The following is a 12,942-nucleotide window of genomic DNA, read 5'->3' as shown; positions in this document are numbered from 1 at the left end:
TACCTATGAAACTTTTAAGTTCAGATATAAAAAATAACGTGCTTCAATCCATGATCACCATCTTGGATAGAGAACGCCAAAACATTATCGCCGCCAACAAAAAAGATCTCGATGCGTTTAATCGAGACGATCAAGCGTTATACGACCGACTGGTTGTTAACGAAGCAAAAGTTGATGGCATGATTCAAGCCGTAAAAGAAGTTATGGCTCAGGACGACCCTGTGGGACAGACTATTTCTGACATGACCTTGGATAGCGGGTTGCAAATCACCAACAAAACGGCCCCTTTTGGTACGATTTTAATTATTTACGAATCTAGACCAGATGTCACTATAGAAGCAGCTGTATTAGCCTTTAAAGCCAACAATAACATTTTATTAAAAGGCGGTAAAGAAGCCATTAATAGCAACTTAATTTTAGAACAATGTTGGCATGAAGCCTTAGAAAGTAACGGACTTTCTAAAGACTGGATTAGACTATTACACTTAAAACGCGAAGAAACTCAAGAATTCTTAAGAAACCCATCGGAACCACTTGATTTAATTGTGCCTCGTGGTGGCGAACGCCTAATTAAATTTGTTAAAGATCATGCCTCTTGTGCTGTTCTTGTTAGTGGTCGTGGTAATAACTTCCTATATGTTTCGGAAGATGCCAATTGGGAAAAAGCTATTAAAGTAATCGTGAATGCTAAAACCGATAAAATCTCAGGCTGTAATGCGTTAGATAAAGTTTTAATTAATAAAAACATTCCTAATTACAACGCTAAACTGAAAGAGCTTCAAGAAATTCTGCACGCTGTTAACGTGACCATTGTAACCGATGATAAGGTCGGTAATATATTATCTAATGAAACCACGATCGACAATGAAGACACTTGGTACGAAGAGTTTTTAGCCTTAAAGATTGTCCTTGCTGAAGTTGTTTCAACAGACGAAGCGATTACTATGATTAACAAATATTCGGGCGGACACTCTGCAGCCATTATCACCGAAAACAAAGCTACTGCCGCTATATTTATGGAACAAATAGATAGCGCAGCAGTGTATCATAATGCCTCTACCCGATTTACAGATGGCGGGCAAATGGGTGTTGGTGCCGAACTCGCTATTAGCACCGATAAATTACACCATCGTGGACCATTAGGCTTAAAACAATTAGTTACCAACAAATACTATGTGTTTGGTGATGGCCACGTGAGAGTTTAAAAACACACATTTAAAGTTCACATTTTCAAGCTGCAGTTTAATATTGCAGCTTTTTTTTGCTGTTTTGTAACATTTTCTGTGTTTTTTACGTATAACTAAAAGTATAAGCAACACCAAACGTATTTACACCGTATTTTTTTAGATGAGACAACTTAAAATCACGAAGCAGGTTACCAATAGGGAAACGGCTTCCTTAGACAAATATTTACAAGAAATTGGAAAGGTTGACCTGATTACTGCCGATGAAGAAGTAGAATTAGCACAACGCATTAAAGCGGGCGACCAAATTGCTTTAGAGAAGCTTACCAAGGCCAACTTGCGTTTTGTGGTATCGGTAGCCAAGCAATACCAAAACCAAGGGCTTACCCTCCCCGATTTAATTAACGAAGGGAATTTAGGGCTTATTAAAGCGGCCCAACGTTTTGATGAAACCCGTGGTTTTAAATTCATCTCGTATGCTGTTTGGTGGATTCGCCAATCTATTCTGCAAGCTTTGGCCGAGCAATCGCGTATTGTGCGTTTGCCCCTAAACAAAATTGGATCTATTAACAAAATAAACAAAACCTTTGCCTTTTTAGAGCAAGCCCACGAGCGCCCACCAAGTGCCGAGGAAATTGCCAAAGAACTGGACATGACCATTAACGATGTTAAGGAGTCTATGAAAAACTCTGGCCGCCACGTTAGTATGGACGCCCCTTTAGTAGAAGGTGAAGACTCTAACCTTTACGACGTTTTAAACAGTGGGGAATCGCCAAATCCAGACAAAGAATTATTACACGAATCCTTACGCACGGAAATTGAACGCGCTTTGGAAACCTTAACCCCGCGTGAAGCCGATGTGATTCGTTTGTACTTTGGTTTGGGCAACCAACATCCTATGACCCTAGAGGAAATAGGCGAAACTTTCGACCTTACCCGCGAGCGTGTGCGCCAAATTAAAGAAAAGGCCATAAGACGCTTAAAGCACACCTCAAGAAGCAAGATATTAAAAACCTACTTGGGTTAGGATTTTTAAAAAATTACATTATATTACCGCAACAAACAGTTACAATAACATAACTGTTCGTTTTTTGATTGATGAAAGAACCCTCGGAGTGATGACCGAGGGTTCATTTTTTTACGCTATTTTTGCACCAACAAACAATCGCAACAACACATGAGTTCAAAATTAATTGCCCCATCGATTCTTGCAGCAGATTTTGCCAATCTAGAACGCGACATCACCATGGTAAACAACAGCGAAGCCGATTGGTTTCATATCGATATTATGGATGGTGTTTTTGTTCCTAACATCTCTTTTGGCATGCCCGTTTTGCAAGCCATTGCCAAACACGCCAAAAAAACCATCGATGTGCATTTAATGATAGTCGACCCCGATCGTTACATTAAAACCTTTGCCGAATTAGGCAGCGACATCCTTACCGTACATTACGAAGCCTGTACCCACTTGCACCGCACCCTTCAAGCCATTAAAGCCGAAGGCATGCAAGCCGGCGTGGCCATAAACCCCCATACCAATGTGTCTCTTTTAGAAGACACCATTGCTGACATTGATCTGGTTTGTATTATGAGTGTCAACCCTGGTTTTGGCGGACAAAGCTTTATAGAAAACACGTACAACAAGATCCAGCAGCTTAAAGCCCTAATCGCTAAAAAGGGGGCTAGCACAACCATTGAAATTGACGGCGGGGTTACCAACAAAAACGCCAAGGCTTTAATCGATGCCGGCGCCGATGTGTTGGTTGCAGGCAGCTATGTCTTTAAAAGTGCAGACCAATTGGCTACTATTGCCGACCTAAAAGCGTTAGCCAATTCTTAACACAAGCATAACTTTAAACTTGCCATAGCCCATAGCGTTATATGGTTTGTTTTTTATAATATTATACTATATTTGAAGTTTATTATCAAAAATCCTACAAAATTTAAATATGAGATACTTTTGCCTTACAATCGCTTTAATTTTTAGCCTTTCAAGTTTTGCGCAACACCAAGCCAGCGAATGGAGTTTTAGTTTTGGTGCTAACCTTATTAATAATCTTGGTTTGCGCTCACCATACAACAGTCCTGATGAGTGGGCCTTTAAACACCCTATTTCTTTTAGTGCCAACAAGCTTATTTCAGACAGCTTTTCGGCAGACGTTGCATTATCCTTAAATGGTTTTAATTCAGGAAAAACCGTAGATGGGTTTGAGCTTCCAGAGGACGAAACCTATTTTGCTACTGACCTTCACGCCAATTACCACATTGGTCGTGATTTATTATGGGATCACCGCTCTTGGTTAGATGTTTATGTAAGTGCAGGGCCTGGGTTGTTTATTGTTAAAGAAACCAACCTTTCTCTAAATGCAGGTGTTGGTGCTGTTGCTTGGTTAAATTCGGCACACAGTTTTGGCATAAAAGTACAAAGTGTCGCTAAATTTGCTTTAGGGCAAGAGCCTGTAGATAGCAATCACTTTCAGCACCATTTACAATTTGTATTTTGTTTGTAAACAATATAACAGTTAAAAAAAAGCCCCATATGTCACATACGGGGCTTTTTTTAATTTTTGTTGTTTTTGTGGTGTTGTGGTGTATTAACGGCTTTGTCCATACCCATAATTATACCCATAATTATAGCTATACCCATAGGCTTTGCTGGCTCCTACACCGTTTAACACATACAGCATATGATTCAGCTTTTTGGTCTCTGCCAAATCTTTGGAGAAGTGTAGTAAGTTTTTTTCGGTAACATCTGCACGTACCATATACAGGGTTGCATCTGCTAAGGGAGCGATTAGGGTGGTATCGGTTACCAAAATGGTTGGTGCGGTATCGACAATCACGTAATCATATTCGGTTTTGGCCTCTTCTAACAACTGCTTAAATCGGCCATTGGTTAACAGACTAGGCGGATTAGGCGGTATGCTTCCAGAAAACAAGATTTGGTGATTCGGATGTGCCTCAAAAAGGTTCTTTTTACAGGTTTTCCAATCTATCTCAGGATTGTGTAAACAATTAGATAGCCCCACTTGATCTTTATTCACTTTAACAATTGTATGGATTTGCGGATTACGTAAATCGGCTCCAATCAACAACACCTTTTTGTTCATACTGGACAAGGCTAAAGAGAGGTTTAAACTCACAAAGGTTTTGCCTTCACCTTTAATGGTCGACGTACAAAAAACCACCTTTCCTAAAGCATCTTGATGTAAAGGCAAACTGTAATTTACATTAGCAGCCAAAATTCGAAATGCTTCGGCTAACATGGAGCGATCGTTAGGGTTTGTAAACAGTTTTGTTCCCTCCTTTTTCATATCTGGAATCTCTGCAATAACAGGCGTATCGCTATTCACCATGGCAATATCTTCCTTTTGGTGCACTTTGGTATCTAACAGAAAACGCAGATACAACACCCCAAAAGGCAGCAACAGTCCCATTAAAAATGCGCCTAATAAGATAATCTTCGATTTGGGTGCAATCGGTATTTCATCTGTAAGTGCATACTCTACCACTTTAATAGAAGGCTCTGTAATCGCTAGGTTTATCGCAGCCTCTTCGCGCTTTTGTAAAAGCAACAGATAGAGGCTTTCTTTAATTTTTTGTTGGCGCTCTATGGCTCGTAACAGCTTTTCTTTTTCAGGCAGTTGTGCAACCTGACCTACAAAACGGCGGTTTCTGGAAGCCATTTGCGATTGCGATAGCTGCAATTGTGAAATATAACCCGATAAGGACGCGGTAATATTTGTGTTTAAGTGTTGTAACTGTTCCCGCAGTTGAACCACCCTAGGGTTGTTCTCGCCCCCAGTGGCCAAAAGCTTGTTGGCATTGAGCACCAGGTTGTTGTAATCGTTAATTAGATTATTTAAGCTGCTGTTTTCCAGACCAATATTGGCGGGCAATAAGGTTGATGGCTCTTGAGTTTGCAACGCTTGCTGTAACACCTTGGCCAAAGCCAGTTGGTTTTCTACCTTAAACACTTCGGCATCGGAGGTGCTGCGTTGCTCTACCCCCAATTGGGCATCGACGGTTAAATCCACCAAATTATTATCCTGCTTAAACGCTTGGCGATCAAGCTCAATAGAATCCAATTCCTGAGCTAAAAACACAAAACGTTCGTCTATAAATTCCAAAGTGCGTTTAGACACCAATTGGCGGTCTTCGATGCCATCTTGATTAAACACGGCAATCAATTTGTTTAAAATGAGTTCTGACCGCGCTTGCGATTCGCCTTTAATGCTCAAGCGCAACAAATCGCTTTGTTTGCCTACCGGCTCTACTCGAATGTTGCGTTTAAGCGCCATGACCGTCGCTTTTATAGGCGCTAAATGCACCATATAGGATTTGCCGAGAGCAGCCTGCTGGGTGCTGTCTAATCGCATCTGAAACGGCAAGTTGTGCTGCTCTAGGTAGGTGTTGTGCTGGCCAAAGGTGGTTACTGTTTCGGTGTCCATCTGTTCCACCTCAACCCCCTGGTCTAATACATGCACTTTGTAACCTACTGCGGTTTCTATCTGGTCTGGAGCAAGGGTCTGTTCGAAAGCAAACGGAAGCGCCACTAAAGGGGTGGTTCTAATGTTCCCTTCAACAAAAAATGTGGTATTCAAATTTAGGTCCCGCACCACCTGTTCTAAAATCAGGTAGGAAGTCATGATGGCAATCTCGTTCTCTAAATTAATGTTCCCCGAATTTAAAACAAGTCCCGAAGTGGGTAATTCCAGCCCTTCAGACTCGTCGACAATTTTAACCTGCGCTTGGGTGTTGTACACTTTGGGCGTGTACCTTAGGTAGCCTACTGCCAAGATTAAAGCCAGTAGAACGCTTGCTGCAAACCACGGCCAATACCGTAAATAGCGGTATATCTCTAACTTGAGGTCTGTAGGGGTTTCGGCATCAAAATGAGGCGGGGATTGCATGTGTTGGTCCATAGCTTAACGGGTTAATAAAATGGTGACACTTAGGGCTAAAGAAGCAATGGTAAGTACGGTTCCTGCATTACCAATAAATCCGGCCGTTTTTACTTTGGTGCCGTTTGGATTTACCACAATCACATCGTTGGGTTTGATGTAGTAAAATTCTGAATCGATAAATTTTGAATCGGTAAGGTCGACATGGGCGATACGCATTTCCTCATCAACCTCACGCATGACAATAATATCGTCGCGTTTCCCATTAATGGTCAAATCGCCTGCATAGCCCAACGCCTGCATGAGGGTGATGTTTTGTTCGGTGAAATTATAGGTGCCGGGTTGTTTAACTTCCCCTAAAATGGAGACCTTGGCATTGATTAGCCTGACTGTAACGCTAGGGTCCATCAGGTGGCCGCCATCGATTAGCTGTTTGGCAATTTGTGCGCCTAGGCCAGCTGTTGTTAGTCCTTTGGTGGCAACCGCCCCCAATACGGGAAAGCGAATGCTATGGTCTTTAGCCACCAGATAGCCATCCAATTGCATGACTTGCAGGTTTTGCGACAGGGTATTAGATGCTACTTTGTTATAAGGCAAAGCCGCTTCGGGCATGCTGCTTTCTACTGTAATTTTTAAAATATCGTTAGGCTGTATAACCGGATCGGTATAGTTTAAGGTCTTGGTTGTTGTGGTGGTGGCATCCTGTAAATACAGGATGTCTTTTTTAGATGCGCAAGACATAACAACCCCTAGAAGCAATAATAAGGGGGCAAGTTTTAATTTCATAGTGTTGTTTTATGGCAGCAAAGATACGCGGTTTTGGTTATTCTCAAAAGAACGCCTTTTTAATATCCTTATTGCTGTTGTTTTAATCTTAAAATTTACGCCTCTTTTGATGTTTTGGACGTCTCGGGTGTGACTTGGTCTAATTTCTCATATTCTGAATTCTTACTGATAAACTCGGGCACGATTTGTTTCATTAGGGCCACCATATCATCTAAATCCAATTGGTTGGTATGGGTTAACAATTGTGCTATTAACGCTTCAAAAGCCTTAACATCATCGTATTGCTTATCGACGCTAATCATAATTTTCTCATGGTGGGTCGGTAAGGTTTTTGCTGTATCGTTCAGCAGTTCTTCATACAGTTTTTCTCCGGGACGCAGGCCAATAATCTTGATGGGGATGTCCTGTTCGGGGACAAAGCCTGCTAGGCGGATCATTTTTCTGGCCAGATCGATAATTTTAACCGGTTCGCCCATATCGAAAATAAATATCTCGCCCCCGTTGCCCATCGCGCCAGCTTCTAGCACCAATTGGCAGGCCTCGGGTATGGTCATAAAGTACCGTATGATATCGGGATGGGTTAGGGTTATAGGGCCTCCGGCCTCTATTTGTTTGGTAAATAAGGGCACCACTGAACCGTTAGACCCCAACACATTGCCAAAACGTGTGGTAATAAATTTAGTGGTGTTTTGTGAGGCGTTTTGCTTATCGAAATACTGGGATTGCACGTATAGTTCGGCAATGCGTTTGCTGGCCCCCATAATGTTACTGGGGTTTACAGCCTTATCGGTAGATACAAACACAAAGCGTTTGGTGTTATAGGCCACGGCCAAATCGGCCAAGTTTTTGGTGCCAAACACATTGGTTTTAATGGCCTGATAGGGGTTGTCTTCCATAAGCGGCACATGCTTATAGGCTGCCGCATGGTAGACCACTTCTGGGCGGTGTGTTTCAAAAATACGTCCCATGATGGTAGCGTCTTTAACATCGGCCACAATCGAGACCAGCTCTACAGGCTTGTTTAATTTATCGAACTGCAAGCTTAAATGGTGCAAAGGCGTTTCGGCCTGATCTACTAAAACCACTTTTTCGGGGCCAAAGTTTAGCACCTGATACGCAATCTCACTACCTATAGATCCTGCCGCTCCGGTTACCAATAACACCTTACCCTTTAGCTGCTCGGCAATTTTATGGTTGTCCAAAACAATGGGGCTACGCTCGAGCAAATCCTTAATATCGAAGGTTTTAATGCGCTTTGAAATTTGCTGTTGGGCCTCCCAATCGACTATGGGTGGCAGGGTAAGCACTTGGTAGTTAAACGCCAAGCAATTTTCTACAATTTGAAGTTTTGTGCTTTTGGGTAATTTCCTATCGGAAATAATAACCGCCTCGGCTTTTAGCAAGCGCAGCACAGGCGCGATGTTTTTCTTTTTTCTAATGATGGGAACGCCCATTAATTCCTTAGCTAGGGCGGACTTTTTACTGCCCACAAAGCCCACCAACTGGTAACGAGCCGGCTGCTCGGTTTTTAAGGCATTGGCCAAGGCTACGGCATTGGCATCGGTACCATATATGGCTACGCGGGTAAGCTGGCGTCGACGTTCGAAAGACAAATAATTTTCAAACAAAAACTTAACGGCTATGCGGAACGCAAACAGCATGATAAAGGACAGCACAAAATTAATGATGAGCGCCGGCACCAAAAAGATTTTGGTTCCCATAACGGCATAATAGCCATAGTTTAACAGCAATAACACCATGAAGGCTACAAAATTAGCCCCCAACAACCGTTGGGCATCGGAGACCGTTGAGTGGCGAATAACTCCGGCATAGGTTCGAAAAATAACAAAACAGAACAGGTGTACAACCACCACCATGCCATAGCGTGCCGATACCGAAAAGGCATCGTACGACCGTAACGTAAGATTCGATACAATTAGAAAGGTCGGCACGCAGGCCACGATCATGATTATGGTATCGATGCTTAAAATAATCCAACGGGGCAGATACCCCAAGTCCTTAAATTTGCGCTCTAAATACTTCATTCGCTTAAAAACCACTTTGTTTATCACAGGCGCAAAGCCCTATCGCCTTTCCTTCCAGAAGACAAACAAATATAGCGTTTATTCTAGAGTTCTCTATAACATTAATATATCTTCTGTTAACGGTAAAAATACGTTTGTACTACTTGGGCAATGCGTTCCCGATCGGTATCGGTTAAATTGGAGCCCGAAGGCAAGCACACCCCTTTTTCAAATAGGGTTTCGGCTACCCTATTCTCGCCATAATAGGGTGCTGTTTTAAATACGGGCTGCAAATGCATGGGTTTCCATAGGGGGCGCGATTCGATGTTCTCGACCTCTAGGGCTAAACGTAGGCCTTCGGCCGTTTTACCATGTCCCATATCGTTCATAATAATGGCCGACAGCCAGTGGTTGGACACATAGCTTGGCGCCGGTGCGGCAAACACGCGCACGCCTTCTATAGGCTTAAAAAGGGTTTGGTAAAATTGGTTGTTAGCCTGCCTTAGGGCGATGTGCTTATCGAGCACTTCCATTTGTCCACGGCCAATGCCCGCCACTATATTGCTCATGCGGTAGTTATAACCAATTTCTGAATGCTGGTAGTGGGGTGCTTGATCCCGCGCTTGGGTGGCCAAAAAAATGGCTTTTTGTTTGTCCGCTTCATTACGACACACCAAAGCGCCACCTCCCGAAGTGGTAATGATTTTATTGCCGTTAAACGACAGTATTCCATAATCGCCAAAGGTGCCACATTGTTGGCCGTTATAGGTTGAGCCTAGTGCCTCTGCTGCATCTTCTATAAGCGTTATGTTGTATTTTTTAGCCAGGGCCGCTATTGGGTCCATCTGGGCCGGCATGCCGTACAAATGCACCACAATAAGCGCCTTAGGCGGGGTGCCTTTAGCTTTTATTCTGGCTGTAATGGCTTCTTCGAGTGTGCTGGGGCAGATGTTCCAGGTTTGGGGTTCGCTATCGACAAATACCGGGGTTGCCCCTTGGTATACAATGGGGTTTGCCGAAGCCGAGAAGGTCATGCTTTGGCACAGCACCTCATCGCCATGGGTAACCCCTGCCAGTATGAGGGCCAGATGCAGGGCCGAAGTCCCAGAAGCCAAACAAGCGACTTTAGCCTGTTGGCCTAAATACGTTTCTAGATCCTTCTCGAAACCGTTTACGTTGGGCCCTAAAGGTGCCACCCAATTGGTATCGAACGCTTCTTGTACATAGTGCTGTTCACGCCCTCCCATATGGGGCGAGGACAACCAAATCTTGTCTTTCATAACAGTCGTTTTGCACTCCAAACACCGTTTGGAGTGGGGTTGTTCTTAGGTATTTTTAGGGCTATTAATCGTGGCCATAAAAGTACACACTTTTAGGCAGTTTTAGAATATGGTTTTCCATAAAATTCTCAAATCGCCACAAAAACTTTTGTTGTAGTAATAGTCGAGGTTCATTTTAACTTTGTCTGGAAAGATTACCTCGTCGTTATACTGTAATGGGTTGGGCTGTTGCGCCAATAAGGTTTCTTCGTGTTTATATTTTATGGCTGCCCAACTGCTAATCCCAGGTTTTAGGGTTAAAATGTTTCGGGCTTCGCCCTGAAGTTGGTCGTAGTACCCAGGGATATCCGGTCGCGGCCCTACAAAGCTCATCTCGCCTTTTAGAATGTTTATAAGCTGTGGCCACTCGTCTAATTTTGAGCGCCTTAAAAATTGCCCCCATTTGGTAACGGTTCGTTTTTTGGGGTGTACGGTTTGCAGTTTGTAAATGGTAAAGGGTTGGCCGTACTGCCCAATACGGGTTTGCAAGAACAGCCCGTTGGCCTGCACATCTATGCTGCTTAGTCCCCAAAGTAATAGTAAAGGCACGCCCAAAACAAGGAGGAGCACCAAGGCCATCACGGTATCGAAGATGGTTTTAAGCATGATGGAATGTTATTGCCTAGCCCCGTGTTAATGGGGTGTTGTTTACGTATGGCGTTCTGTTATTAGGCGCCTTGTTCGTTTTAGGCTTGTTCGTTTAACCAAAGATAGGGAATCTGTGAATAATAATGACGGGTGGTGGGTTTTAGTGGGTGGTTTTTGGTTTTTGGTTGGTAGTTATTAGGAATTAGGGATTGGGGATTGGGGATTAGGGATTGGGGATTGGGGATTAGAGGATTTTTTTTAGAGGGTCTTTGCCCCGGCCCTAAAGGGAGGATTTCTTTGCCCCGACCCTAAAGGGGGAATCTTGTTTTGGTTTATTTATTTGAGAGAATCTTTGCCCCGACCCTAAAGGGAGAGTCTTGTTTTGGTTTATTTATTTTAGAGAGTCTGAGCCCCGACCCTAAAGGGAGGATTTTTGTTTTGCTTTATTTATTTGGGAGGGTCTTTGCCCCGGCCCTAAAGGGGATTTTTGTTTTGGTTTTTCTATTTTATTGTGTCTCTTGAATCAGGAACCAAGAGTTATGAGCCAAGACGGAAGACGTGACCCTTTGGTGGCACTTTAGTGGGTAGTGGGGAGGTATTAGGGATTAGGAATTGGGGATTAGTTTTTTTGAGATTCTTCGTTTTGCTGGCACTCTATTCTGAATGACAGAGGGCTTTTTTTAGAGGGTCTGCGCTCTGGTCCTAAAGGGAGGTCTTTGCCCCGGCCCTAAAGGGGGAATTTTGTTTTTGCTTTACTTATTTGAGAGGTCTGCGCCCCGGCCCTAAAGGGGGATTTTGTTTTGTTTTTTCTATTTTATTGTGTCTCTTGAATTAGGAACCAAGAGTCATGAGCCAAGACGGAAGACGTGACCCTTTGGTGGTGCTTTAGTGGATAGTGGGGAGTTCTTAGGGATTAGGGATTGGGGATTAGAGGCTTTTTAGGGAAGTTTTGTTGTGTTGCATGATAACAGGGTGGTTTAACAAAACCGTTGTTATGCGAAACGCTGGTTATTACACTTAATACATCAACCCAAAATGCCATAACGGGATTGTATTAAGATACCCTTTTTCTATATCGTCTTTAACTACAAAACCGTTTGCTGCTGTTTTGATTTGTTTTAATCCTTTATTTTTTCCTCCGACTTCAAAATCTATCGTATTAATTTTAAAATCGGCTACATTTGACGTGGTAAGCTGATGACTCACCCGTAATTGATTTAGAAAGAAGGTCTCTCTAACATTTCCTTTATTCTGGTTTTCTTTGGCTAAATTATGAACCAAATTCGTATTATCTAAATACACTTTATTTACCTTTCCTAATCCTCGAACTCCTCCCGTTTCAGCTCTCAATTGCGCCACCATTCCTGCTTCTTCCATATACAAAAGGTAATCTGCAATGTTGTTTCGGCTAATGTTTAACATGTCGGCAATTTTACTCATATTGGGTTTAAAAGGGGCGCTTTCGGCTACAATGGCCAGTAGTTGTTTTAGTTTTCTGCCTGTTGCTACATTCATGTCTGCATAAACAGGAATGTCTATTTCTAAAGTTTGATTAACGACTTGCTGTAACCTCAAATCGAAATCATCTTCTAAAGAAAAGGGATAATATCCTTTCTTGAGATAATCTGAAAACAAGGGTAAAGGGTGCGGTATTTGAGGCACGTCTACCTTTAGATTCAGGATATCTTCCAAACTAAATTTTGGCACTTTTATCTGATGAAAGAGCGCTAGATATTCCCGAAAAGATAGCCCTTGCATGGTATACACTAGTGCCTACGGCTTAAATCGGAACTGCCTTTCTTGATGTCGAGTACCGAAGAACCTGTAAAAACCACGTTTAAATCTTTATGGTAATCGTAAATTAGTTTTAGCTCTTTTGACCAATCGGGGTATTTGTGTATCTCGTCTATAAACAAATATGTTCCTCCCGACTTTACAAAGGTATCTGCTAAATCTGTTAAACGGTTTTTGGCAAAATAGAAATCTTCGACTGTCACATACAGGGTTTGCCGAATGTCCAGATTGTTTTTTATATACTGCAAAACCAAAGTTGTCTTGCCAACACCTCTTGGACCAATTAATCCAATAAGCCTGTTCTTCCAATTTATCTGGTGATACGCATACCGTATAAATCCCG

At 42.7% G+C, this 12,942-nt stretch carries 11 protein-coding genes; 4 read left to right on the top strand and 7 right to left on the bottom strand.

Annotated elements, in window-relative coordinates; translation table 11 throughout:
- Positions 1 to 5 precede the first annotated feature (5 nt).
- The 4 genes from IA57_RS07380 to IA57_RS07365 all read left to right on the top strand — a co-directional run bounded on the left by IA57_RS07380 (position 6) and on the right by IA57_RS07365 (position 3,694).
- Entirely contained in the window at positions 6 to 1,205 is a 1,200-nt protein-coding gene (locus tag IA57_RS07380) for a glutamate-5-semialdehyde dehydrogenase (protein WP_036121484.1), read from the top strand.
- Between the two features lie 142 nt (positions 1,206 to 1,347).
- The gene (locus IA57_RS07375) at positions 1,348 to 2,211 is read left to right on the top strand and encodes a sigma-70 family RNA polymerase sigma factor (RefSeq protein WP_036121481.1); all 864 of its coding nucleotides are present in this window, start codon (positions 1,348 to 1,350) and stop codon (positions 2,209 to 2,211) included.
- Positions 2,212 to 2,361: 150 nt separating this feature from the next.
- Positions 2,362 to 3,024 (top strand): ribulose-phosphate 3-epimerase, encoded by a 663-nt coding sequence (gene rpe, locus IA57_RS07370; protein WP_036121478.1) that lies wholly within the window; start codon positions 2,362 to 2,364, stop codon positions 3,022 to 3,024.
- 109 nt (positions 3,025 to 3,133) lie between these two features.
- Positions 3,134 to 3,694 (top strand): hypothetical protein, encoded by a 561-nt coding sequence (locus tag IA57_RS07365; RefSeq protein ID WP_036121476.1) that lies wholly within the window; start codon positions 3,134 to 3,136, stop codon positions 3,692 to 3,694.
- Between the two features lie 84 nt (positions 3,695 to 3,778).
- On the opposite strand, the gene IA57_RS07360 is transcribed toward IA57_RS07365, so the two are convergent.
- The 7 genes from IA57_RS07360 to IA57_RS12710 form a co-directional block, all read right to left on the bottom strand.
- The gene (locus IA57_RS07360) at positions 3,779 to 6,109 is read right to left on the bottom strand and encodes a GumC family protein (RefSeq protein WP_051881014.1); all 2,331 of its coding nucleotides are present in this window, start codon (positions 6,107 to 6,109) and stop codon (positions 3,779 to 3,781) included.
- A 3-nt stretch (positions 6,110 to 6,112) separates the two neighbouring features.
- Positions 6,113 to 6,874 (bottom strand): polysaccharide biosynthesis/export family protein, encoded by a 762-nt coding sequence (locus tag IA57_RS07355; RefSeq protein ID WP_036121473.1) that lies wholly within the window; start codon positions 6,872 to 6,874, stop codon positions 6,113 to 6,115.
- Positions 6,875 to 6,969: 95 nt separating this feature from the next.
- On the bottom strand, positions 6,970 to 8,919 hold the full coding sequence (locus tag IA57_RS07350; RefSeq protein ID WP_051881013.1) for a nucleoside-diphosphate sugar epimerase/dehydratase: 1,950 nt from the start codon (positions 8,917 to 8,919) through the stop codon (positions 6,970 to 6,972).
- Positions 8,920 to 9,035: 116 nt separating this feature from the next.
- Positions 9,036 to 10,178 carry a DegT/DnrJ/EryC1/StrS family aminotransferase gene (locus IA57_RS07345; protein ID WP_084176736.1) on the bottom strand — a complete coding sequence of 381 codons (1,143 nt, stop codon included), beginning with the start codon at positions 10,176 to 10,178 and terminating at the stop codon, positions 9,036 to 9,038.
- 102 nt (positions 10,179 to 10,280) lie between these two features.
- Entirely contained in the window at positions 10,281 to 10,823 is a 543-nt protein-coding gene (locus IA57_RS07340; protein WP_036121466.1) for a sugar transferase, read from the bottom strand.
- Positions 10,824 to 11,822: 999 nt separating this feature from the next.
- Entirely contained in the window at positions 11,823 to 12,563 is a 741-nt protein-coding gene (locus tag IA57_RS07335) for a DUF4143 domain-containing protein (protein WP_236625387.1), read from the bottom strand.
- A gap of 8 nt (positions 12,564 to 12,571) precedes the next feature.
- Positions 12,572 to 12,942 (bottom strand): ATP-binding protein (locus IA57_RS12710; RefSeq protein WP_236625385.1); only part of this gene is annotated, 371 nt, incomplete at its 5' end.

This window comes from Mangrovimonas yunxiaonensis (assembly GCF_000733475.1).
GTDB classification, from domain to species: domain Bacteria; phylum Bacteroidota; class Bacteroidia; order Flavobacteriales; family Flavobacteriaceae; genus Mangrovimonas; species Mangrovimonas yunxiaonensis.
Note: the sequence above shows the minus strand (reverse complement) of the source record. Positions and strands in the feature narration are given on the sequence as shown.